The 23,802-nt window shown below is 66.5% G+C and carries 23 protein-coding genes; 4 read left to right on the top strand and 19 right to left on the bottom strand.

The features are described 5' to 3' along the window. Positions 1–26 precede the first annotated feature (26 nt). On the top strand, positions 27–665 hold the full coding sequence (locus JQT59_RS16880) for an O-methyltransferase (protein ID WP_213577054.1): 639 nt from the start codon (positions 27–29) through the stop codon (positions 663–665). Between the two features lies 1 nt (position 666). Here the strand turns inward: JQT59_RS16880 and glgC are convergent, their stop codons facing one another. Then, on the bottom strand, positions 667–1,881 hold the full coding sequence (gene glgC, locus JQT59_RS16875; RefSeq protein ID WP_213577053.1) for a glucose-1-phosphate adenylyltransferase: 1,215 nt from the start codon (positions 1,879–1,881) through the stop codon (positions 667–669). A gap of 122 nt (positions 1,882–2,003) precedes the next feature. Here glgC and glgA point away from each other — a divergent pair, with 122 nt between their 5' ends. Next, complete coding sequence (glgA, locus tag JQT59_RS16870) at positions 2,004–3,173, top strand: glycogen synthase (protein ID WP_213577052.1); 1,170 nt, start codon at positions 2,004–2,006, stop codon at positions 3,171–3,173. A gap of 23 nt (positions 3,174–3,196) precedes the next feature. Here the strand turns inward: glgA and JQT59_RS16865 are convergent, their stop codons facing one another. The 10 genes from JQT59_RS16865 to dapE all read right to left on the bottom strand — a co-directional run bounded on the left by JQT59_RS16865 (position 3,197) and on the right by dapE (position 11,704). Further along, complete coding sequence (locus tag JQT59_RS16865) at positions 3,197–4,075, bottom strand: putative RNA methyltransferase (RefSeq protein ID WP_213577805.1); 879 nt, start codon at positions 4,073–4,075, stop codon at positions 3,197–3,199. A 92-nt stretch (positions 4,076–4,167) separates the two neighbouring features. Beyond that, entirely contained in the window at positions 4,168–4,335 is a 168-nt protein-coding gene (locus JQT59_RS16860) for a DUF3117 domain-containing protein (protein WP_003936084.1), read from the bottom strand. A gap of 152 nt (positions 4,336–4,487) precedes the next feature. Continuing rightward, complete coding sequence (locus tag JQT59_RS16855) at positions 4,488–5,063, bottom strand: DNA-3-methyladenine glycosylase I (RefSeq protein WP_213577051.1); 576 nt, start codon at positions 5,061–5,063, stop codon at positions 4,488–4,490. Next, positions 5,060–5,371: a DivIVA domain-containing protein gene (locus JQT59_RS16850; RefSeq protein ID WP_213577050.1), complete on the bottom strand. Its 312-nt coding sequence runs from the start codon at positions 5,369–5,371 to the stop codon at positions 5,060–5,062. Before JQT59_RS16850 ends, JQT59_RS16855 begins: the two co-directional genes overlap by 4 nt. Before the next feature lie 50 nt (positions 5,372–5,421). After that, entirely contained in the window at positions 5,422–6,378 is a 957-nt protein-coding gene (locus tag JQT59_RS16845; protein WP_109331878.1) for a glucosyl-3-phosphoglycerate synthase, read from the bottom strand. Beyond that, entirely contained in the window at positions 6,375–7,274 is a 900-nt protein-coding gene (folP, locus tag JQT59_RS16840; protein WP_109335250.1) for a dihydropteroate synthase, read from the bottom strand. Before folP ends, JQT59_RS16845 begins: the two co-directional genes overlap by 4 nt. Positions 7,275–7,370: 96 nt before the next feature. Next, positions 7,371–9,146, bottom strand: a complete 1,776-nt coding sequence (locus JQT59_RS16835; RefSeq protein WP_213577049.1) for a long-chain-acyl-CoA synthetase — start codon at positions 9,144–9,146, stop codon at positions 7,371–7,373. Between the two features lie 84 nt (positions 9,147–9,230). Beyond that, complete coding sequence (gene log, locus JQT59_RS16830) at positions 9,231–9,788, bottom strand: cytokinin riboside 5'-monophosphate phosphoribohydrolase (RefSeq protein WP_213577048.1); 558 nt, start codon at positions 9,786–9,788, stop codon at positions 9,231–9,233. After that, positions 9,788–10,588, bottom strand: coding sequence for an LOG family protein (locus tag JQT59_RS16825; protein WP_159925414.1), 801 nt, complete (start codon positions 10,586–10,588; stop codon positions 9,788–9,790). Before JQT59_RS16825 ends, log begins: the two co-directional genes overlap by 1 nt. A 42-nt stretch (positions 10,589–10,630) precedes the next feature. Next, entirely contained in the window at positions 10,631–11,704 is a 1,074-nt protein-coding gene (dapE, locus tag JQT59_RS16820) for a succinyl-diaminopimelate desuccinylase (RefSeq protein ID WP_109331881.1), read from the bottom strand. Between the two features lie 167 nt (positions 11,705–11,871). On the opposite strand from dapE, the gene dapD reads away from it, so the two are divergent. Then, positions 11,872–12,825, top strand: coding sequence for a 2,3,4,5-tetrahydropyridine-2,6-dicarboxylate N-succinyltransferase (gene dapD / locus JQT59_RS16815; protein WP_213577047.1), 954 nt, complete (start codon positions 11,872–11,874; stop codon positions 12,823–12,825). 31 nt (positions 12,826–12,856) lie between these two features. After that, positions 12,857–14,242, top strand: coding sequence for an amino acid permease (locus JQT59_RS16810; protein ID WP_213577046.1), 1,386 nt, complete (start codon positions 12,857–12,859; stop codon positions 14,240–14,242). Here JQT59_RS16810 and JQT59_RS16805 read toward each other — a convergent pair. The 8 genes from JQT59_RS16805 to JQT59_RS16770 all read right to left on the bottom strand — a co-directional run bounded on the left by JQT59_RS16805 (position 14,214) and on the right by JQT59_RS16770 (position 23,781). Continuing rightward, the gene (locus JQT59_RS16805) at positions 14,214–15,854 is read right to left on the bottom strand and encodes a substrate-binding and VWA domain-containing protein (RefSeq protein WP_213577045.1); all 1,641 of its coding nucleotides are present in this window, start codon (positions 15,852–15,854) and stop codon (positions 14,214–14,216) included. The two genes, JQT59_RS16810 and JQT59_RS16805, sit on opposite strands and share 29 nt — an antisense overlap. Positions 15,855–15,967: 113 nt before the next feature. Beyond that, positions 15,968–17,206, bottom strand: a complete 1,239-nt coding sequence (locus tag JQT59_RS16800) for a PucR family transcriptional regulator (protein WP_213577044.1) — start codon at positions 17,204–17,206, stop codon at positions 15,968–15,970. A 182-nt stretch (positions 17,207–17,388) separates the two neighbouring features. Then, the gene (gene curA / locus JQT59_RS16795) at positions 17,389–18,429 is read right to left on the bottom strand and encodes an NADPH-dependent curcumin/dihydrocurcumin reductase (protein ID WP_283254077.1); all 1,041 of its coding nucleotides are present in this window, start codon (positions 18,427–18,429) and stop codon (positions 17,389–17,391) included. A gap of 52 nt (positions 18,430–18,481) precedes the next feature. After that, a complete protein-coding gene (locus tag JQT59_RS16790) occupies positions 18,482–19,882 on the bottom strand; it encodes an acyl-CoA synthetase (RefSeq protein WP_213577043.1) in 1,401 nt (466 codons plus the stop codon). Between the two features lie 12 nt (positions 19,883–19,894). Then, positions 19,895–20,554, bottom strand: coding sequence for a rhomboid family intramembrane serine protease (locus JQT59_RS16785; RefSeq protein ID WP_213577042.1), 660 nt, complete (start codon positions 20,552–20,554; stop codon positions 19,895–19,897). A gap of 52 nt (positions 20,555–20,606) precedes the next feature. Then, on the bottom strand, positions 20,607–21,584 hold the full coding sequence (locus JQT59_RS16780) for a proline dehydrogenase family protein (RefSeq protein ID WP_213577041.1): 978 nt from the start codon (positions 21,582–21,584) through the stop codon (positions 20,607–20,609). Further along, complete coding sequence (gene pruA / locus JQT59_RS16775) at positions 21,581–23,221, bottom strand: L-glutamate gamma-semialdehyde dehydrogenase (RefSeq protein ID WP_213577040.1); 1,641 nt, start codon at positions 23,219–23,221, stop codon at positions 21,581–21,583. Before pruA ends, JQT59_RS16780 begins: the two co-directional genes overlap by 4 nt. A gap of 146 nt (positions 23,222–23,367) precedes the next feature. After that, positions 23,368–23,781, bottom strand: coding sequence for a PPOX class F420-dependent oxidoreductase (locus JQT59_RS16770; RefSeq protein WP_213577039.1), 414 nt, complete (start codon positions 23,779–23,781; stop codon positions 23,368–23,370). Positions 23,782–23,802 lie beyond the last annotated feature (21 nt).

The raw sequence follows: 23,802 nt of genomic DNA, 5'->3' as shown, positions 1-23,802 counted from the left end.
GGCGATGACGAGACCCCGATAGCCTCATGTGCGTGCAGACTAACGCCGAACGGATACTCACCCACGCGGAAGGGGCTGTCCGTGAGGACGAGGCCCTCGGTGCGGCCAGGGAGCGGGCGGACGACCTCGGTGCCGCACCGGTACCGCCCGCGGTCGGTGCTGCTCTCGCTCTGTTCGCCCGCATGCTCGACGCCAAGACAGTAGTCGAGGTCGGCACGGGCGCAGGTGTGAGCAGCCTGTGGCTGCTCCGCGGCATGCGTGAAGACGGCGTTCTCACCACCATCGACAGTGAACCCGAGCACCAGCGCGCCGCCAAGCTGTCCTTCCGGAGCAACGACATCGCGCCCGCACGCACGCGGCTCATCAACGGACGCGCCCTCGATGTGCTCCCCCGCCTCGCCGACGGCGCGTACGACCTCGTCTTCGTCGACAGTGCACCCGTCGACCACCCGCATTACGTGCGTGAGGGCGTCCGGCTCCTGCGTCCCGGCGGCGCCATCGTCCTGCACAACGCGCTCCACGGGGGACGTGTGGTCGATCCGAGCCAGCGTGATGCCGCCACAGTCGCTGTGCGTGAGGCCGCCAAGGTTCTCGCCGAGGACGATCAGCTGATCCGGGTGTTCCTGCCGATCGGCGACGGCCTGCTGTGCGCGTCCAAGCTGTGAGCTAGATCCACACGCCCTTGCCGATGGCGACGACCCCGCCGTTGCTCACCGCGAAGCGCTGCTTGTCCCGTTCGAGGTCGACGCCGATGATCTCGCCGTCTCCGACCACCACGTTCTTGTCGAGGATGGCGCGGCGCACCACAGCGCCCTTGCCGATGCGCACGCCGGGCATGAGCACACTGCCCTCGACGGTGGCGCCGTCGTCGATCATCACGTTCGAACTGAGAACGGAGTTGCGGACCGTCGCTGCGGAGAGGATGCACCCGGCGCCCACCACCGACTCCTGAGCCAGCCCACCCTTCACGAATTTTGCGGGCGCCAAGTTCTCCGTCGCACCGCGAATCGGCCATCGACGGTTGTAGAGGTTGAAGATGGGGTGGACCGACACCAGGTCCATGTGTGCGTCGTAGAAGGCGTCGAGTGTTCCGACGTCCCGCCAGTAACCACGGTCGCGGTCGGTGGCGCCGGGAACGATGTTGTCCTTGAAGTCGTAGACCGACGCCTCACCGGCCTCCACGAGCGCCGGGATGATGTCGCCGCCCATGTCGTGGTCGGAGTCGGAGTTCTCGGAGTCGGCGCGGATGGCGTCGACGAGCACCTTGGTGGTGAAGACGTAGTTCCCCATCGAGGCGAACGTCATGTTGGGGTCGTCCGGTGTGCCGGGCGGATGCGCGGGCTTTTCGAGGAACTGCACGATGCGGCCGGATTCGTCGCTGTCGATGCACCCGAACGCGAAGGCCTCGCTGCGCGGCACCCGAATTCCGGCGACCGTCACGCCGGCACCGGAATCGATGTGATGCTGCACCATCTGTTCGGGGTCCATGCGGTACACGTGGTCGGCGCCGAACACGACGATGTACTCGGGATCCTCGTCGTAGACGAGGTTCAGTGACTGCAGAATCGCATCCGCGCTGCCCGTGTACCAGCGTGGACCCAGACGTTGCTGCGCGGGCACCGGAGTGATGTACTCCCCGGCAAATCCCGACAACCGCCACGTCTGAGAGATGTGGCGGTCCAACGAGTGCGACTTGTACTGCGTCAGTACACACAGGCGGAGATATCCCGCATTGACCAAATTGCTGAGCACGAAATCGATCAGCCGGTAGGCACCGCCGAACGGTACGGCTGGCTTCGCCCTGTCCGCTGTGAGCGGATAGAGACGTTTGCCCTCGCCGCCGGCGAGCACGATTCCAAGCACATGTGGCTGGCTCCTCACCCTGTCAACCTATCGGGCGGCCCCTCCCCCCGCCAGCGAAGCGCCGAGTCACCATTCGTCCGATATCCGAATGTGTCCGACATCGGTTGGCCCGAACAGGCCCGGACGGTTACGTTAGGCGCGTGCGGGTGGCGATGATGACCAAGGAGTATCCACCGGAGATCTATGGCGGTGCCGGTGTACACGTCACCGAGCTGGTTGCTCAGTTGAAGCAGCTGTGCGAGGTGGACGTGCATTGTATGGGTGCTCCGCGCGTCGGGGCCTTCGTGCACAATCCCGACCCGGCACTGACTGGGGCCAACGCCGCACTGGCGACGTTGTCTGCCGAATTGCGCATGGCGGACGCCGCAACCGGCGCCGACGTCGTGCACTCGCACACCTGGTATACCGGGCTGGCAGGACATCTGGCGGCCGCACTGTACGACGTCCCGCACATCCTCACCGCCCACTCACTCGAACCTCGCAGGCCGTGGAAGGCGGAGCAACTCGGTGGTGGCTACCGTGTCTCCTCCTGGTCCGAGCGCAACGCCGTCGAGCACGCAGACGCCGTGATCGCCGTCAGCGCCGGGATGCGACTCGACGTGCTCGACGCGTATGCGTCGGTCGATCCCGCCCGGGTCCACGTGGTACGCAACGGGATCGACACTTCGGTGTGGCATGCCGGGCCGACCGGTCCGAGACGGTCCGCGCTCACCACGATCGGCGTCGACCCCGACAAGCCGATGGTCGCCTTCGTCGGTCGCATCACGAGGCAGAAAGGTGTCGGGCACCTCATCGCAGCCGCACACCATTTCGCGCCGGACATCCAGTTGGTGCTCTGCGCGGGCGCCCCGGACACACCGGAGATCGCCGCGGAAACCGAGCAGGCCGTTGCCGCCCTCGCCGCTCACCGGGGCAACGTGTTCTGGGTACGCGAAATGTTACCGACCGAGCAGGTGCGAGAAATTCTCGCAGCGGCAACAGTATTCGTATGTCCGTCCGTGTACGAGCCGCTCGGCATCGTCAATCTCGAGGCGATGGCCTGCGAGACGGCGGTAGTGGCATCCGACGTCGGTGGCATCCCCGAGGTTGTGGAAGACGGCGTCACCGGTCGTCTCGTGCACTACAACTCGTACGAGCCGGACAGTTTCGAACATGCGCTGGCAGAGACGGTCAACGAGGTCGCTTCCGATACCGCCGCGGCCGCCGCGATGGGTAAGGCGGGACGAGCCCGTGCCATCGCCGAATTCTCCTGGGCCGCCATCGCACAGCAGACCCTCGACGTGTACCAGGACGCCCTCTCCCGGCGTTGAACCGACTGCCGGGGACGGCCTTTTCAGCGGCGCCGGTATGTGGAGACCGTCACGGAGGCCGTCACCGGATACGCGCGGGGCAAGTCGGCGATCGAGGTCGCGAGCCGCTCGGGTGTGAGGTGGCGAGCCGAGGGCCCCATGCCGACCAGGCGCGTGAGGTCGTCGTGCGTCAGGGACATCGGGTACTCGACGTCCCTGAGGTCGGTGCGGTCGAAGCGCCCGGACATGGCCGCACCGAGCCGCTCGACCTTACGGTCGTCGACACGCACCATGCCGAGGAGGTCGACGAGTTCGGCCAGGTGTCGCTCGGTTGGGGTGAGGACCACCAGTGCGCCGCCGTCGCCGAGCACTCGATGCGCCTCCTCTGCATTTCGCGGCGCGAATACGCACAACACGTGGCTCAGGACTCCGTCGCGCACCGGCAGGTGGTGCCAGACGTCGGCGACGACCGCCCCCGCCCGCGGATGGGCCTTTGCGATGCGGCGGGCCGCGTATTTGGAGACGTCGAGCCCGATGCCTCGGGCAGTCGGAACCGCGTCGAGGACACGGGCAAGGTAGTGACCTGTGCCTGCGCCGATCTCGAGGATCGCCGGCTCGGGATCGTCAGCAGCTCTGACGGCGTCCGCAGTAACTCTGACCGCGTCCGCAGTAACTCTGACCGCGTCCGCGACGGCGTCCATCAACGGGTCGAAGCTCCCACCCGCCAGGAAATCGGCCCGTGCGGCAATCATGTCGGGACTGTCACCGTCGAACTTGCCGCCGGCGCCGGTCATCAGGCTCACGTAACCCTGGCGGGCCACGTCGAAGCTGTGGCCCGCGTCGCACAAAAGCGTATTTTCGTCGAGTTCGAGGCCGGCCCCGCATTGCGGACAGGCAAGCAGGTCCACCACATCAGACAACACGAGCGCGCGCCCCGTTTCCTTCCGGACAGGGAACAGGCCCCGCACCGACAACGGCGACGGGGCCTGACCCATGAGGTTCTCTCTGCACCCGACTAACTGGTGACGCCCTTGAGCTCTTCACCGAGTGCAGCAGCTTCCTCCGGGGTGAGCTCGACGACCAGACGTCCACCACCCTCGAGCGGAACCCGCATGACGATTCCTCGTCCCTCTTTGGTTGCTTCGAGGGGACCGTCCCCGGTCCGGGGCTTCATGGCCGCCATCCTCTGCTCCCTCCAGATCTGCGCTGCCTGCGTGCGCCTCGACAACTTGTGGTGCCTCGCCGAATCACTCGGCGAGGCTCGTGACAACCATTCTTCCCTATGGACACGAGTACCGGGAACCTGAGTTCCAAATAGGCGCGTTCACCGGCGGCTCAGGCGGCCGGTGGAACCCAGCACCCGGCGACATGGTCGTCGACCATCCCGGTAGCCTGCATCAGCGCATACGCCGTGGTAGGGCCCACAAACTTGAATCCGCGGCGCTTGAGTTCCTTGGCCATTGCGGTGGACTCGGCGGTGACGGCCGGAACGTCGTTCACGGTGGCCGGCCGGCTCGGGCGCGGCGGCGGGGCGAACGACCAGAGCAGGGTGTCGAGGTCGGTGTCCTGCAGCTCCAGAATCGCCCGCGCATTGCTCACCGAAGCCTCGATCTTGGCACGGTTGCGCACGATCGACGCGTCCACCAGCAGGCGTTCGACATCCCGTTCCGTGAACCTCCCGACCACCTCCGGGTCGAACCCGGAGAACGCAGCACGGAATGCGTCACGTTTACGCAGGATCGTGATCCATGACAGTCCCGACTGGAAGGCTTCGAGGCACAGCCGCTCGTACAACTCGTTCCGCCCGTGCAGCGGCCGACCCCATTCCTCGTCGTGGTAATCCCGGTACAGCCGGGAGCCATTCGTGTCGACCGCCCACGCACACCGCACTCGATCGTCGGGCTCGGTCACGACGACTCCGCCGGACGGTCGCGCGCCGACTCAGCCTCCGCCAATTGTTCACGCAGCGAATCGATTTCGCGAGCCAGCCGCGCCAGCGCCCAGTCCACCTCGCTCGCTTTGTATCCCCGCAACGTCTGCTGAAAACGCAAGGCCTCCACGTCCGCCCCGGTTATGCCCCGGGCCGGCAAGACGGTCAGGGTGGTGCCCGGAGGCAGCGGCTCCAGTTCCTCGGAACGGCCGAACACCGCACTGGCGGCGAGGAACAACATCGCACCGACGAAGGCCATGACGAGCAGATAGAGCAGGGCTGTCACCATGCTTCGATCCTGTCACGGACCTCCGACAGCAGCCACAGGCCGGGCTTCCGTCAGGGGCACACGGTGTTCATCGGAGGACGATCCGTCAGAGCCACTTCCGTCGTCGTCGGGACGAACGAATCACCGTCGACGAGGAACTGGGTGAGACCGGCCCCCGAATCCTCCACTCCACACCTTCGCATCATCGTGCCGATGATCTGCCTGCTCATGACACCGAGTTCGGACAGCGGGCGGTTGCGGTGCTTACGCACCCCCAGATTGACCTGGCCGATGGCACCGAGGCCGAGGCGGTCGTACGTGTCGAGCAGCAGCCCGATCTCGACGCCGTACCCGGGCGCGAAAGGCACCGCCGACAGCAGTTCGCGGGTGCCCGCGTATTCACCACCGAGCGGTTGCAGCACACTCGTCAATTCCGGCCGCAGAGCCGCCAGCAGCGGACGCGCCACCAGTTCGGTGACACGACCCCCTCCGTTGGCATCCTCCGTCCCGCTGAGCCGTAACGGACGACGGTAGTAGCCCTTCACGAGATGGATGCCGTCGACGGTCAGCAGCGGTCCCAGTAATTTCGGTACGAAGGCGGGGTCCGGGTTGATCAGATCGGAGTCGACGAAGGCGATGAGGTCGCCGGTGCTGGCAGCGACGGACCGCCACAACACCTCACCCTTGCCCGCCACCGGCGGGTACGCGGGCACAGCCTCTTCGCGGCTGATCACGGTGGCGCCGGCCGACCGGGCGCGTTCGACCGTCAGATCCGTCGACCCGGAGTCGAGCACGATCAGCTCGTCGACCAGCCCGCCCAGTAAGGGGTGGATCGTGTCGACCACGGCCGCGACGGTCTCTTCCTCGTTGAGCGCAGGCAGGACCACCGACACGGTCCTGCCTGCCTTGGCTCGTTCGAGTTCGGCGATACTCCACGACGGCTGATCCCAGCTGTTCGCCTCCGCCCAGGTGCGAGGGGTGTCGACCGCCAGCATCGAGCGGGGCACGCCCGCCCCGACCGCGCTCATGCCAGCCCCCGCACCGTGCGGGCGGGTGCGCGTCTGCCCTGAATCGCGGCCACCATGTCCACCACTCGTCGAGTGGGGGCAACTTCGTGAACGCGGAAGACGCGTGCGCCTCCCGCTGCGGCCATCGCTGTCGCTGCCAATGTTCCCTCCAACCGCTCGGCGAGATCTACCCCTAGAGTCTCCCCGACGAAGTCCTTGTTGCTGAGCGCCATGAGCACTGGCCACCCCGTATTTACAAGATCTTCCACTCGCCGCAACAACTCGAGCCCGTGATAAGTGTTCTTCCCGAAATCGTGGGTCGGATCGATGAGGATGGAGTCGGTGGGCACGCCCAGCCGAGCGGCTCTCTCGGCGGCAGTGACCACCTCCCGCAGGACGTCGGCCACGATGTCCGCATAGCGAACCCGGAACGGCCGGGTCCTCGGTACCGCTCCCCCCGTGTGCGAGCAGACGATGCCGGCTCCGGTCTCCGCGGCCACCTCCACGAGCGCCGGATCCGCGCCCGCCCAGGTGTCGTTGATGAGGTCGGCCCCCTCGGCGCGGGCCAGTCGCGCTACCTCGCTGCGCCAGGTATCGACACTGACGAGCAGCTCCGGGAAGCGTTCGCGGATGGCGGCGACGAACGGCACCACCCGCCGCGTCTCCTCGGCGGCATCGACGACGTCACCCGGCCCTGCCTTCACACCCCCGATGTCGACGAGGTCCGCGCCCTCGTCCACGGCGCGCTCGACCGCCGCCATCGCCGCCGAGTCGGTGAAGGTGGACCCGCGGTCGTAGAACGAATCGGGTGTCCGGTTGACGATGGCCATCACCAGCGCGCGGTCGGTGGCGACCGGTCGCCCGCAGAGCGTGGACGACGGGCAGTCCGGGGCGGGCGGTGTGTCTTCGTCGGCCATGTCACCCATATTGGCACGCAGCGGAATCGAACCACCCGTGAGCACTTCTCAACAGTGGGGTGTTAACAAGTACTCACGGGCGCCGGAGGCGCATCGTCACCCCTTGGGGAGCGCGCCCTTCGCGATTTCGTCGACGTAACCCTCGTAGGACGGGCAGTATCCCTTGCTGCGTCCGGTCAGAACGAAGAGCCGGGCGGTGTCCTCGACGTCGTACCCTTCCTTGCGCAGTTCCACCTTGCGGCTCTTGAACGTCGACGTCTGTTCGAGGGAGTCGACGACGCGGACGAACAAGGGCACGGCGTACGACGGCAGCCGCTCGAAGAGGAGGGACGCCACCTCCCGGCCGTCGAACTTCTCGCCGTCACACAACGTCACGGCCGCCATACCCGCGCGCCCGTCCGTTCCCGGGATCTCGACCCCGTAGACGACGGCATGCTCGACCGCGGGGTGCGCGAGGATCGCCCCCTCGACCTCGGTGGTCGCCACGTTCTCGCCCTTCCAGCGGAAGGTGTCACCGAGCCGGTCGACGAATGCGACGTGCGACCACCCCTGGCGGCGCACCAGGTCGCCGGTGTCGAACCAGCAGTCGCCGTCGTCGAAGCCGTCGCGAATCAATTTCTTGTCGGTCGCCTTTTCGTCGGTGTATCCGTCGAACGGCGCCCTGTCGGTGACCTTCGACAGCAGCAGCCCGACCTCACCGGTGCGGACCTTCCGCAGCCGGCCGTCGGAGTGGCGTTTCGGCGATCCGCTGTCCTCGTCGTACTCGACCACCGCGTGGGGAAGGGGACAGATTCCCGCGGTCTTGTCGAGGTTGAGGGCGTTGACGAAGGCGATGTTGCATTCGCTGGCCCCATAGAACTCGGCCACCCGCGTGATGCCGAACCTCTTCGTGAACTCCGACCAGATTTCGGGGCGAAGGCCGTTGCCCACCATCAGCCGGATGGAGTTGTGCCGATCCTGCGGATCGGCGGGCTGGTTGAGCAGATACCGGCACAGTTCGCCGATGTAGGTGAACGCCGTGGCACCGTTCAGTTCGACGTCTGCCCAGAAGTTCGACACGGAGAACTGTTTGCCCAGGGCAAGGGTGGCGCCCGACCCCAGCACCGAGGAGAGGGAGACTGTGAGCGCATTGTTGTGATAGAGCGGCAGGCAGCAATAGAGCGTGTCGCTGCTGCGCAGACGCACACCCATGTTGCCGAGTCCGGACATGCTTTTGAGCCAGCGGAAGTGGCTCATCAAGCTGGCCTTGGGAAGGCCCGTCGTGCCCGAGGTGAAGATATAGAAGGCCTTTTCCTTCGCCTGGATCTCCTCGCACACATCCGGGTCGTCCTTTTCGGCCGATTCCGCGAGCTGATCGAGGTCGTCGTAATACAAGACCGAGGACACCGCGGGTGGTTCGTCGAGGGAGTCCATGGCCTCACCGCAGGCCTCGGACACCACCAGCAACCGGCTGTTCAACAGCGCGATGCTGTGGGCGAGTACCTCACCGCGCTGGTTGTGGTTGAGCATGCCGGCGGTGGCACCGAGTTTCACCACCGCCAGTGCGATCAGCAGCGTCTCGGGCAGGTTCTTGCCGAGGATCCCGACGACGTCTCCGCGCGCGACGCCGAGGTCCGCGAGGGCGTGTGCGTAACGGTTGACGCGCGCATTGGCGGACGCGTAGCTGAGCGATTCACCCTCGAATTTCAGGAAGGCGCGACCCGGGTGTGCCGCTGCCACCCGTTGGAAGACGAGACCGATCGATTCCTTCGCTTCCGGGGTGCGCATCAGGCCCCGGACACCCTTGGCCATGATCGGCAGTTCCGGAATCATCGCCGGCAGCCGCCAGGCAAGGTCGACCACACTGATCGTCGAACGTGCTTCAGAACGCATGACATCCCCTCAGGCCTGCAATATGAATCAGGTCACCTTACTGCACGGTAACAACCAGCGCCACGATGCCGGGGGTTGCGGATCTCAGACCACGCAGGCGTCGAGCGCAGCCTCGACGTCGGTCCGGACGAGCAGTCGGTCGAGGGCACGTTGGGCCACGAATCCGCCGCCGCGCAGGCTGTCCAGCCATTCCAGCAGCCCGGTGTAGTGCCCGACCGGGTCGAGCAGGACCACGGGTTTGTCGTGCATGCCGAGGTAGCCCGCTGTCCACGTTTCGAAGAGTTCCTCGAGCGTGCCGATTCCGCCCGGCAGCGTGATGAAGGCGTCCGCTCTGTCCTCCATCACCTGTTTGCGCTGCCGCATGGTGTCGGTCACGACGAGTTCGTCGGCGTCGACATCGGCGACCTCCCGGTGCACCAACGCTTTGGGGATGACACCCACCGTGTTGGCGCCCGCAGCCCTCGCCGCTTCGGCCACCGCGCCCATCATCGACACATTTCCGCCACCCGAGACGAGTTGCCATCCGCGGGCGCCGATGTGGGTGCCGATCTGGCGGGCGAGTTCGAGGTAGTGTTCGCCGACCGGCCCGGACGCACAGTAGACGCACACCGACAACGGCTCGGCTACAATACCTTTCGGCATCACCACTGGTCCTCCGTGCCGGCCAGTGCGCCGTCGTCGACGCCCTGTTGCGCCTTGACGACGATCTGCACGGCCTCCTCGACACTGTCGGTCACGTGCAGCAGGTTCACGTCTCCTTCGGAGATTTTGCCGGTCCGCTCGAGCGTGTTCCGAAGCCAGTCGACGAGCCCCGACCAGTACTCGGTGCCGAACAAGACGATCGGGAAGCGGGTGACCTTCCGCGTCTGGACCAACGTCAGCGCCTCGAAGAGTTCGTCGAGAGTCCCGAACCCTCCGGGCAGGCAGATGAAGGCCTGCGAGTACTTCACGAACATCGTCTTGCGCGCGAAGAAGTACCGAAAATTGATCCCCAGGTCGACCCACTCGTTGAGTCCCTGCTCGAAGGGCAGTTCGATGCCCAGGCCGATGGAGTAGCCCCCGGATTCGCTGGCGCCCCGATTGGCCGCTTCCATCACACCGGGGCCCCCGCCGGTGATGACGGCGAACCCTGCCTCCGCCAAGCCCGCCCCCAGCGCCCGGCCCGCCTCGTACTCCGCATGGTCGACCGACGTCCGGGCGGAGCCGAACACCGTGACCGCCCGGGGCACCTCGGCAAGGGCACCGAAACCTTCGACGAATTCACTCTGGATCCGCAGCACCCGCCACGGGTCGGTGTGCACCCAGTCGGTCGATCCCCGCTCGTCCAGCAACCGCTCGTCGGTGGTCGTGGCCTCGTCCTTGCGGGCGCGCCTCAACTGGATCGGGCCGCGGTGCTTCACGGACGACGACTTGCGACCGTGATTGTTCTTCTCGGGTGCCATGCGCCCCAGGCTAACGGGTGGCCCGAGCCTCCGATCGAGCAGTCAGGACGCCGTCAAGTACGCCCGCAGGACGGTCGTGACGTCGGTAATCTGCTGCACGGGCACGTGCTCGTCCCGCTTGTGCGCAAGATTCGGGTCGCCCGGACCGTAGTTGACGGCCGGGATACCGAGGGCCGAGAACCGGGATACGTCCGTCCACCCGTACTTCGCCCGGAACCGGCCGCCCGCGGCCTCGATGAGGGCGGCCGCCGCAGGATCGCTCAGCCCGGGTAGGGCGCCCGGCGAGAGGTCGGTGACCTCGAAACCGAGTTCGAGCCCGTCGAAAACCTCTCGGACGTGCTCGACGGCCTGCTCGGCACTGCGGTCGGGCGCGAAGCGGAAGTTCACATCCACCTCTGCGGCATCGGGGACCACGTTCCCGGCTACTCCGCCCGCGACCCGCACCGCGGACAGGCCTTCGCGGTACACGCAGCCGTCGATGTCGACCGATCGCGCGGTGTAGTCGGCGAGGCGCTGCAGGACGGGTGCGAATCGGTGGATGGCATTGTCACCGAGCCATGACCGCGCCGAGTGCGCCCTCGTCCCGCGGGTCGTGAGGGTGACACGCAACGTTCCCTGGCACCCGGCCTCGATCTGTCCGGCCGTCGGCTCTCCCAGGATCGCCACGTCCGCCTGCAGCCATTCGGGCATCTCACGTTCGATCCGTCCGAGCCCGTTGTGGACGGCGGCAATCTCCTCGCAGTCGTAGAACACCAGTGTGAGGTCGTGCACCGGGTTCTCGATGGTGGCCGCCAGATGCAGGAACACCGCGTCACCCGACTTCATGTCGACGGTGCCGCACCCGTGCAGCAGGTCACCCTCCCGCCGCGACGGCACGTTGTCCGCGATCGGCACCGTGTCCAGGTGTCCGGCGAGCATCACCCGACTCGGAAGCCCCCGGTTGGTCCGGGCCAGCACGGCGTTTCCGTTGCGGACGATCTCGAATCCGTTCGTCTGGGTGCGCAGCGCGGACTCGACGGCCTCGGCGATCACCGACTCGTCGTGCGAGACACTCGGGATATCCACCAGCGCGGCGGTGAGGTCGATGGGATCGGCATGCAGGTCCAGTGTGCTCACCCGTCCACCCTAAGCCGCGGCCGCACACGGCGTGCCTTGCCGCCAGCCGGCACGCGTTGTCGTGCACGGTGCCGTTGCCGGCGCAGACCTGCAGGGTTTGCCGGGGACGACCCGTTGCCACGACCGCGGAGGGGCACCCCCCTGACCACCCAGTAACCTCTAGTGCCGTGAGCACACAGGGAGCATCAGCAGTAGGCATCGCCAACGTGACGGTCGGCGGCACGGTTCTCGACACCTGGTTCCCGGTGCCCGAGCTGGGCACCTTCGAGGAAGCGGGCACCGTCCGGGTCGAGGGTGGCGACATCCCGTCCGATCTGGCACTCCTCGCCGGACCCGATGAGGCGCGTGAGGTGGACCAGATCGTGGTCCGCACCACGATCACCGACCTCTCGGCGCCGCCCGTGGACGCCCACGACGCCTACCTCCGCCTGCATCTTCTCTCGCATCGTCTGGTCGCACCCCACGGTGTGAACCTCGACGGCCTGTTCGGGTTGCTGTCCAACGTGGTGTGGACCAACTTCGGTCCGTGTGCCGTCGAAGGATTCGAGAAGGTGCGTTCCCGTCTGCGGATCCGCGGCGTCGTCACCGTCTTCGGTGTCGACAAGTTCCCGCGCATGGTCGACTACGTGGTGCCCTCCGGTGTCCGCATCGCCGACGCCGATCGGGTACGCCTCGGCGCGCACCTCGCCAGCGGCACCACCGTCATGCACGAGGGATTCGTCAACTTCAACGCGGGCACTCTCGGTAACTCGATGGTCGAAGGCCGCATCTCCGCGGGTGTCGTCGTCGACGACGGATCCGATGTGGGCGGCGGCGCTTCCATCATGGGCACCCTGTCCGGTGGCGGCAAGGAAACCATCTCGGTCGGCAAGCGGTGTCTGCTCGGTGCCAACGCCGGCCTCGGTATCTCGCTGGGCGACGACTGCGTGCTCGAAGCCGGTCTCTACGTCACCGCAGGCACCAAGGTCACCGGCCCCGACGGCACCGTCGTCAAGGCAAAGGAACTGAACGGCAAGTCGAACCTGCTGTTCCGCCGCAACTCGGTGTCGGGTGCCGTCGAGGTCGTGCCGTGGAAGGGCACCGGTGTCGAACTGAACGCCGCACTGCACGCAAACGACTGACTCTGTGAGCGGCACGCGACCACCCGACACCATGACCGACTCGGACACCCTGGGCCGCGGTCTGAAGGTCCGCCATCTCACGATGATGGGTCTCGGCTCGGCCATCGGTGCCGGACTGTTTCTCGGTACCGGTGTCGGAATCGCCACGGCCGGTCCCGCCGTGCTCGTCTCCTACCTTCTCGCCGGCCTGATCGTGGTCTTCGTGATGCGCATGCTCGGCGAGATGGGGGCAGCGATCCCGACCAGCGGGTCCTTCTCGCACTACGCCCGGATCGGCATCGGCGAGTGGGCCGGGTTCGTGATGGGCTGGCTCTACTGGTTCATGCTGATCATGGTTCTCGGAGCCGAGATCACCGGCGCCTCGGGCATCGTCAGCGGCTGGCTGCCCGGGGTCCCGCAGTGGGTGGTCGCGCTGGTGTTCGTGATCTTCTTCGCGGCCGTCAACCTTGCCAAGGTCAGCAACTTCGGTGAGTTCGAATTCTGGTTCGCCGCTATCAAAGTCACCGTCATCATCGCCTTCCTCGCAATCGGTGTGTTGCTCGTGTTGGGGCTGCTCCCCGATACCGAGCCGGTCGGTACCACCAACCTCCTCGGACACGGCGGCTTCATGCCCGAAGGGTTCGCCGGTGTCGCCGCCGGTCTACTGGTAGTGGCCTTCGCCTTCGGCGGTATCGAGATCGTGACCATCGCCGCGGCCGAGTCCGAGAACCCCGAACGGTCGATCGCCGTCGCGGTACGCAGCGTCGTCTGGCGTATCAGCGTCTTCTACATCGGCTCGATCTCGATCATGGTGCTCGTGCTCCCGTGGGACTCGTCGGACCTGAAGAGCGGACCCTTCGTGGCCGTGTTGAATCAGGCGCACCTTCCCTACGTGGCCGGATTCATGGAACTGGTCGTGGTGATCGCGTTACTCTCGGCGTTCAACGCCAATATCTACGGCACCTCCCGGATGGCGTACTCGTTGTCCCGCCGCGGCGACGGTCCGGCGTTCATGGCCCGGATCTCTCACTCGGGGGTGCCGCTCAACGCGGTGTTGCTGTCCGTGTTCTTCGGTTTCGTCAGCGTGCTCCTCAATTGGTGGCTGCCCGACGACCTGCTCGGGTTGCTTCTCAATGCCGTCGGTTCGGCGCTCCTGGTGATCTGGATCTTCATCGTCGTCTCCCACCTGAGACTGCGTCCGCGACTCGAACGTGAGGGCAAGCTGACGGTGCGGATGTGGCTGTTCCCCTGGCTGAGCTACGCCACGCTTGCGCTTCTCGGCGGGTTCGTCGTGCTCATGCTCTTCGACTCCGACGCCCGCACCCAGCTGTTCTCGACGTGCGTGCTGTTCCTCGGCGTCACCGCGCTCGCCTTCCTGAACGCGCGATACCGCAGGAAGGCCGTTCCCGCTACCGACCCCGGGCAGCGAGCGCGTTGACGAACACGTTGGAAATATCCGCCGGATCCTTCGCGACGTAACTCGACCCACCCGTCACCCGCGAGATCTCGGCGAGGGTAGCCGCGTCTGCGTCGTCGGTGATACCGATCGTCACGATGATGACGGGACGCGCCGGGTCCTGCTCCCGCTCGAGGATGCTCAGCAGCTGCTCCTTGGTGATGGAGTCCGGGTCTTCGTTGGCACCATCCGTCAGGATGATCACGCTGTTGACGGCGCGTGGGTCGTACGAGTCCTGCACGGTCCGAAATGCGGCCAGCGCCGTGTCGTACAGCCCCGTGGCGCCGCCGACGAGACCGTCCACCTTCTCCGCTTGCTCGGCCATGATCTGCCGTTGTGTGAGGCCGTCTACCACCGTGTCGTAGCGCCGGATCGGCACCATCTCCCGGTAGTCCTGCGGTCCCCCACCGAGCCCCTGCGAGAAGGCCCACAATCCCGCCGACACGCTGTCCGGGAACATGGCGTTCCCAGCGAGCGCGGCGTCCACCGTGAGGTCCATCCGAGACCGGTTTCCTGCCGGCGTCTCCATCGACCCCGACACATCGATGGCGACGAGGGTGCGGATGGGCAGCGCCATCAGCGCCCATGCACCGAGTGCGTCCTGCAACACCGTCTCGTCCACCGGGCCCAGCTCGGGGACCTCACCGACCCCGCGCCCGTCAGGCAATGGGCTGCCATCCGGGCCACGAAAACCACTGTTCTGCAGGACGGTTCGAGCGGAGTCACCCCCGAGAACTTCCGCGACGGCGCGCGCGACCTGGGTGGCCTTGTAGTGGCGGTCCGGTGCCGGCGACGTGACGACCAGCGGATAATTCACGAAGGTGCTGCCCGTCGGAGGCACCGTCGCAGCGAGCGCCTGACCGGTATCGGCGTTGTAGTCCACTACTGCCTGTTCGGTGGCGACGGCGACGCCGCCGTTGTCGGCTACCCCGCGCAGCATTTCTTCGCCGATGGGTTCGTCTGCGGTGCGCGCACTCTCCTCCTGCGCGAGGGGCACCAGGGCGGCCCGCACGGTGCCCGCGGACACCGGGTCCGATCGGCCTTCCGCGAGGGCTGCGTCGATCGGCCCCTGTGCGACGCCGGTGACGAGCGGATTACCGAGCTGCAGGTCCTTCAACTGCAGCGCAGCAAGCCAGGTCTCGGCCGCCGGCGCCTCACCTTCGCGGGACACCAGGACGATGGGCGAAGACGCGACCGACCCCGTCATCACTTCCACCGGACCGGCGGCGGTGAGTGCCGCTTTCCCTACCCACGCCCCGGTGTCGGGGATCCACAGGTCGGGGGCGTCGGCGCCCTTGCCCAACCGTCCGGCTACCTCACCCGAGGTGGCAGCGCTGACGGCGATGGTGGCGCAACCGGTGTCGGTGTCCTTCGCCGCGCTCAGAATGTCGGTGACCGCCGGCGCGATACTCGGGTCCGCCGCAAGGGTGTAATCGACCAGGTGGTCGCAACCACCGGTCCAGGAACGCACCGCTTGCACGATGACGACGACGGACACCACCAGACCGATGACCACAGCGGCACAGACGAGGTAGAAACCGAGGGAACGGCCGCCGCGCTCGTCGTGCGTACTCGAATGACGACCTCCGGCCATCGCCTGCCTCCCTGACTTTTCGGTCACGATCTGCCGAAGCGTCTACGCTTTGCTGCACTGCAGGTTCGATACCGACACTCGTGGTCAGGTGATCGTATCGGCCGACCCGAGGGTCAGCCTTCGCGTTGGGCCACCTCGAGTTTCCGGGCCACCAATGCGGCCTGTATCTGACGCAAGCCGGAAGGTCGCGTCGGGTCGCACCCCGTCAACTGCGCTATTCGCTTCAACCGATAGTCGACCGTATTGGTGTGCAGGTGCATCTTCTTGGCGGTGCGCTGACGGTTCAGGTCGTGGCTGATGTGCACTTCCAAGGTTTCGACCAGCTCCGGTGAGTTCTGCAACGGATCGAGAAGGCGTGCGAGATGGGTGCGGCCCGGACCGGGACGGGTGAGCTGATACTCGAGTGCCAGATCATTCATTTCGTACAGGCCTGGAGCCAGCGACAGCTGATGTGCGAGGTCGAGAAGTTCGTGTACCTGCTCGGCCGCCGTCGGGATGTCCGCCGTACGGACCCGGCTCACCGTCGCGGTCAGGGGTACTTCCGCGGCCGCGCCGACGCGATCGAGCAGCGACACGATCCACGCCCGTTCCGGCGAGCCGGGAAGCAGAATGGTGCCGCCATCGGGACTCAGCGAGCACAGGGCTGCCCCGCCGGAGGCCTCGGCAAGTTCGATCTGCAGTCGCCGCAACTTCTGCCGCGCCACCACCGCCTTCCGCCGGTGCGCGATTGCCTCTGTCGGATGCGGCGGTACGGCAAGGCCCATGACGACATAGTTCTCCGCCGGCTCCACCCCGGCGTGCCGGGCGGCCGACGCCGCCTTCCGGCCGCTGAGGAGGGCGGTGACGAGGTTGACGGCGGCGCCGTCGCGCTCACTGTTGACCGCCTCGAGTTCGTTGACGTAGCTGGTTGTGGCCGCGACCGTCACGCACTCGAGAAGCGCGAACATCACCTTCTGGATGACCAGAAGGCCCGGCAGGTCTTCTTCGCGGGCGTTGGCCGCCGCAAGGTCGCCGGCCTTGGTGATTCCCTCGTGGAGGATGCGCAGAACCAGCGTCAAGGGGAAGCCCTCGCGGGCCCACCGAGCCGAGGCGTCCCGCACTTCGGCGAGATCTTCGTCGGTGGGCGAAGTTCCCCCATCGAGCATCTGGATGCCGAGGCGCAGGCACACGACCGTGAAATCGGTGACGTCGCTCTGGAGTTGCTCACCGGGCAGAGAACCGCACGGCGTCACGTTGTCCGCGAAATGCCGTACGAGTTTTCGGGCGACTGCGTGCGTGTCGCGTAAGGGGGCAGACGCCGGCCTACCGTCGACGAGAATCTGCAAACCCGCCCCAGCACTGTGACCTGTCATAGATCTCATCACTCCAATATGTGGATGACACCGAACTCCGCGCACCATCGACATCACGTGCACATAACGAGGGTTCGCTTCTATAACTGTTTTATCACGACAACGCTCTGTGCAGGGGGAATACGGCGATGTGCAGACCACAAGTCGGTCGGGAGCAGACCCGGCACCGGCCGGGCAGAACCTCAGTCCTCCTCGGCGACCCGGACCACCAGCTTGCCGAAATTTCTTCCTTCGAGAAGGCCGATGAATGCTGACGGAGCGTTCTCGATGCCCTCGACGAAGTCTTCCCGGTAGGCGAAGCGTCCCTCCGCGATCCACGCCGCAACGTCCCGCTGGAAATCGGCGAACATCTCCGGCACGAACTCGCTCTGAATGAAACCGCGGATGGTGAGACTCTTCACCAGGACACGAGTGAAGAAGCCGGGCAACCGATCCGGCCCCTCGGGAGCCGCCGTGTCGTTGTACTGGGCGATCAAACCGCACACGGGAACGCGAGCATAGAGGTTGAGGAGCGGGAGCACCGCGGCGGCGACAGCGCCGCCGACGTTCTCGAAGTAGACGTCGATACCGTCCGGCACCGCGGTGCGGAGTTGTTCGGCGAAATCAGGAGCCCGATGGTCGACCACGGCATCGAAACCCAGCTTCTCCAACACATAGGCACATTTCTCGGGACCGCCTGCGATGCCGACTGCCCTGGCGCCCTTCGCTTTCGCGATCTGGCCGACCGCGGAACCGACCGGTCCGCTCGCCGCCGCGACGACGACGGTCTCGCCTGCCTTCGGTTGCCCGATCTTCAGTAATCCGGAGTAGGCAGTGAACCCGGGCATTCCGAGAACGCCGACCGCGGTCGACAGCGGCGCCGCGGCGGGGTCGAGCTTGCGCAGGTGGCGACCGTCGACCACCGCGTGCGACTGCCACCCCGCGTAGGCGAGGACATAGTCACCGGCAGAAAATTGAGGATGGCGCGATTCGACCACCTGGCCGACAGTGCCACCCACCATCACCTCGTCGATCTCGACCGGATCGGCATACGATTCGGCGGTACTCATTCGCCCCCGCATGTACGGGTCGAGCGAGAGGTAGATGACGCGGATCAGCACCTGCCCCTCGGAAAGTTCGGGCAAACTGACCACCTCGAGACGGAAGTTGTCCGTCGTGGGCGCGCCGTCCGGCCGGGACGCCAGGACGATCCGGGTGCTCTGAACAATGCTGTCGACACTCACTGTGCGCCTGCCCATCCGTAGTGGTGCGGTTCCGAACGCCACACTACCGACGTCAGAAGAGTTGGTTCTTCTGCACCTTTCCCATGGCGTTGCGGGGCAGGGAGTCGACCACCCTGATTTCGCGGGGTCGCTTGTGCACCGACAGTTCAGCGGCGACGTGGTCGATCAACTCGGTCTCCGAGACGTTCTCCCCCACCACGAAGGCGACCAGTCGCTGGCCGAGGTCGGGGTCGGGAACGCCGACCACCGCCGCTTCCCGCACACTCGGGTGACCGAGCAGAGATGTCTCCACCTCGCCCGCCCCGACCCGGAAACCGCCCGACTTGATGAGGTCCGTGGATTCGCGTCCGACGATACGATGAAACCCCCCTGGATCGATGACGGCGACGTCGCCGGTCTTGAACCAACCGTCCTCGGTCCACGATTGGGCGGTCGCCTCCGGACGGCCCAGATATCCGTCGAACAGCATCGGACCTCGCACCTGCAGTCCGCCTATCGATACACCGTCGCGCGGAACGTCACCGCCCCGCTCGTCCCGCAGTCGAGTTTCGACGCCGCGAAGGGGGACGCCGACCCAGCCGGGGCGACGCTCCCCGTCCGCGCGCGTACTGAGGGTCAGCATCGTCTCGCTCATCCCGTAGCGCTCGATCAGTGCGAGGCCGGTCAGCTCGCGAATCTTGTCGAATACGGGCACCGGAAGGGGCGCACTGCCCGACACCAGCAACCGCGCACTCGACAGCGCACGGGCCGACTCGGGGTCGTCGGCGATGCGGCTCCACACCGTCGGAACGCCGAAGTACATCGTTCCGCGGGCGGCGGCGTACGCCTTGGGGACCGGTTTGACGGTGTGCACGAGCGGGCCGCCGAACCGTAGCGGTCCGAGCACCCCGAGAATCAGCCCGTGGATGTGGAAGAGCGGGAGTCCGTGCACCACGGTGTCGGCGCCGGTCCACTCCCACGCCTCGGCGAGCGCGTCGAGTCCGGCGGCAATCGCTTTCCGGCTGAGGAGTACGCCCTTCGGCGGTCCCGTCGTCCCGGAGGTGTAGAGGATGAATGCGGTGGCCGTGTCGGGCGGCTCGGGGTAGCTGTGCCAGGAGCGGGCGTGAAGCCGGACGGGGATGACGGGCAGCCCTGCTGCGTTCTGCGGAGCCTCGCCGAGCCACGCCTGGGCCCCGGAGTCACGCAGGATGTGTTCGAGTTCCGCGCGACCCGAATCAGGTGGAACGGGCACGGCGGTGACGCCGGCGATGAGACAACCCACCACCGCGAGCACAGTCGTCACACTGGGGGTGGCGAGGATCGCGACCCGGTCTGCGCGCGAGACCCGTTCCGCCACGGAGGTCGCTGCGCCGAGCACATCACTGCGCGACAGTGTGGATTCGCCGATCCGGACGGCGTCAGGAATGTCGTCGCCGCGGGCGACGGCCACAGGATTCAGGGATCGCAGAAGCACAGGGACAGCTTCTCACAGGGGGCGGGCGGCGCCGGCCGGGTCTCCCACGGGCGGACTGACGGTCGCCAGCGCGGCGCCCAGCAATGCCCCGGTGAGCACCGCGAGTCCGTGAGCGTCGCCTACCGCGACGAGCAGAACACCCGCCAGCACCACCCCGGCACTGAGCGCGAGGGATCGCCACTCCTTCGACTGCATGACCACCAGCCCGGCGATGGAGGCCGCGAGTGTGAGGGTGGCTCCCGAGTTGCCGGCGCCGGAGGAAGGAAAGAGAAAAGCGGTGAACAACCCGAAGATGACTTGACCGGCCACGAACAGTAGGACCGTCCGCGCACTCCCCCACACCTTCACCGCCAGCGGCGCCACCCACGCGAGAACCGCCAAATTCAGCAGCGTGCCGGCGATCCCACCGTCCTGAACCGCGACGGAGGTGACGATGCGCCACCACTGGTCGTCCCTGATCCGGTCGGGCTCCCGATCGAACGCATCGAGAATCGCCGGAAACACGAACTGCAGCAGCGACGGAACTGCGACCACCGACCACAGCACGACGGCGGTCCGGGGCGGGTGAGCCGGCAGTCGGTAGCTGACGAGAACCTGCCCGAGCAGCGCAGACAGCACGAGGACCACCGCGAAGAGGACCGCACCGGTCCATCCTTCGACTGAAGTGGTCACCGCGAAACTCTACAACGGCGCAGGCCCGGCCCCGGGTCCGTGGCACACCGTGTCAGTGCCTGCTGACCACCGACCGGAGGAAGAATCGCAAGTTCGAGGGACGCTCCGCGAGGCGGCGCATGAAGTAGGCATACCACTGAGTTCCGTACGGTACATACACCCGAACCTGCTTGCCCTCACTCGCGAGCCTGCGTTGTTCGAGGTCTCGGATGCCGAACAACATCTGGTGCTCGTATTCTGCGGATGTGCGCCCTGATTTCGTCACAAGTGGCCCGACCGCAGCGATGACTGCCGGATCGTGCGACGCCACCATCGGGTAACCCGATCCGGAGATCAGAACCTCGAGGCACCGCAGATATGCCGCGTCGACCGCAGCACGGTCTTTGAACGCCACCGACTCCGGCTCTTGATAGGCACCCTTGCAGAGACGAACCCGGGAGCGGGCACCCGCCAGTTCGCGGCAGTCCTGTTCGGTGCGCCGCAGATACGACTGCAGCACGGCGCCCAGCCAGGGGTAGTCCCGCCGGAGTTCGCGCACGATCGAGAGAGTCGAATCGGTGGTGGTGTGATCCTCGGCGTCCACGGTGACCCAGACGCCGGCGGCCTCCGCGGCCGCGCAGATCGTGCGGGCGTTCTCGGTGGCCACTTCGGTTCCACGGTCCGGGAGCGCCAGCCCGAGCGCCGACAACTTCATCGACACCTCGAGCCGGCGCGCGCCCGACCCGCCGGGCGCCGCCTCGGGTAACGCTCCGAGGGCGGCGACGAGTTGCAGATACTCGTCGACGGTTGCCTGCGCTCCCTCCTCGTCACGGGTGTCCTCGCCGAGGAAATCGATGGAGACGGAACGGCCCGAGTCGAGGAGGTCGCGGACCGTGCGCAGAACCGAGTCACGGTCGTCGCCGGCGATGAATCGATCGACGAGCTTGCGGGTGACCGGTGTGCCCGTGACCGCCCGTTTCACCCGGGACGAACGCGAGGCCGCGAGGATCGCCGGCCGAAGCGGATTCGCGAGGGACGCGGGCGCTTTCATTCCGACCCCATGTGTGGGTAGCGATAGTCGGTGGCGGGCGAGAACGTCTCCTTGATCGTGCGCGCCGACACCCACCGCAGAAGGTTCAGCTTGGAGCCGGCCTTGTCGTTGGTACCCGAGGCGCGGGCGCCGCCGAAGGGTTGCTGTCCGACCACGGCTCCGGTCGGTTTGTCGTTGACGTAGAAGTTCCCCGCGGTGAACCGCAACGCGGAGGTGGCAGCTTCCACCGCACGGCGGTCGTCGGCGATCACGGCCCCTGTCAGCGCGTACGGGGCCGCCGAATCGACCGCGCCGAGGATGTCGGCGAAGGCACCGGGCGCCGAATCGTCGTAGACGTGCACGGTGAGGATCGGGCCGAAGTACTCGGTGGTCATCGCCTCGTCCACCGGATCGGCGGCGAGCAGCACGGTCGGACGGACGAAGTACCCGACGCTGTCGTCGTACTTGCCGCCCACGGCGATCTCGACGCCGGTGGTGGCGCGTGCACGCTCGATGGCCGCGACGTTCTTCTCGTACGCGCGGCGGTCGATGAGAGCGCCGCCGAAGTTCTCGAGGTCGGTGACGTCACCGTAGGTGAGCGCGTCGACTTCCGCGGTGAAGGTGTCGCGCATCCTGTGCCACAAGGACTTCGGTACGTAGGCGCGGGATGCCGCCGAGCACTTCTGACCCTGATATTCGAACGCTCCCCGGATCAACGCGGTGCGCAGTACGTCCTCGTCCGCCGAGGCGTGCGCGACCACGAAATCCTTGCCGCCGGTCTCGCCGACCAGCCGCGGATAACCGGCATAGTTGCCGATGTTCTCCCCGATCTGCCGCCACAGGTGCTGAAACGTCCGGGTCGAACCGGTGAAGTGGATCCCGGCGAGACGGGGATCGCTCAACGCCACCTCGGACACGGCCTGCCCACTGCCGGTCACCAGATTGATGACGCCCGGTGGCATTCCGGCGGCCTCGAGCAGCTTGATGGTCCAGTACGCCGCAACGGTCTGCGTCGACGACGGCTTCCACACCACCGTGTTACCCATCAGTGCCGGCGCGGTAGGAAGATTCCCGGCGATGGCACTGAAGTTGAACGGGGTGATCGCATAGACGAAACCCTCGAGCGGCCGGTATTCGAGCCGGTTCCACACGCCCGGTGACGAGATCGGCTGATCGGCGAGGATCTGCCGGGCGAAATGAACGTTGAAACGCCAGAAGTCGATCAATTCACACGGTGCGTCGATTTCCGCTTGTTGCACCGACTTGGACTGACCCAGCATCGTGGCCGCCGCCAACGTCTCCCGCCACGGTCCCGACAGCAGGTCGGCGGCACGCAGGAGGACTGCTGCTCGGTCGTCGAAAGACAGTGCCCGCCATTCCGGCGCTGCTGCTGTGGCGGCGTCGATGGCCGCTGATGCGTCGTCGTGGGTCGCGTTGCGCAGCGTGCCGAGCACCGCGGAGTGCCTGTGTGGTTGCACGACGTCGACACGGTCGCCGGCGCCGTGCCGGTGCGTTCCGCCGATCACGTGCGGGATGTCGATGGGATTTGTCGCGATGTCGCCGAGTGCGGTCTTGATTCGTGCGCGTTCGGGACTGCCCGGCGCGTACGAGTGGACCGGCTCATTGGTGGGCACCGGAACCTGGGTGATGGCGTCCATGCTGCCTGCCTCCTGCCCTCAGATCGTGAGGAACTGTGACCGCGAACGAACTGTGACGGGGACTTCTCGGACGGGACACCCGACCGAGTTGGACCCTGTGCCCAGGTTAGCGCCGGAGAGGGGGAGCCATCCGGTTTTGGCCGCGACTACACGTCGCGGGCGTTCGAGACCATCTGATGCACGTCCTGGTCGCCGGCGCCGAGACCGAAACTGATGATGCGACGCGGATGAATACGAATCGTCGGGCCACCGAGGCCCTGCGTCTGCGCAGCGTCCGCGTCGATCGCCTCCCCCCGGCCGCGGATCTCGACGCACCGCACCCGCCACGGATCGACGGAAGGAACATCATCTACCACGAAGGCCACCCGCCCGTTGTCGGCGACGTTGCGGAACTTCCGGCTCGCCGCCATGCGGTAGCCCTGAATGTCGATCGTCGACGTCGTGGGGTTGTAGTGGAAGCCGACAGGGCTGACCTGCAAAGTCCCGTCGGGCTGGACCGTCGCGAGGCGTCCGAGGCGCTGGGTGGACAGGTACGCGAGTTCGTCGTCTGTGAAAGGCATGATCTCACGCTAAAACCTGAA

It is taken from the genome of Rhodococcus sp. USK13 (genome assembly GCF_018343855.1).
GTDB lineage: Bacteria > Actinomycetota > Actinomycetes > Mycobacteriales > Mycobacteriaceae > Rhodococcus_F > Rhodococcus_F oxybenzonivorans.
Note: the sequence above shows the minus strand (reverse complement) of the source record. Positions and strands in the feature narration are given on the sequence as shown.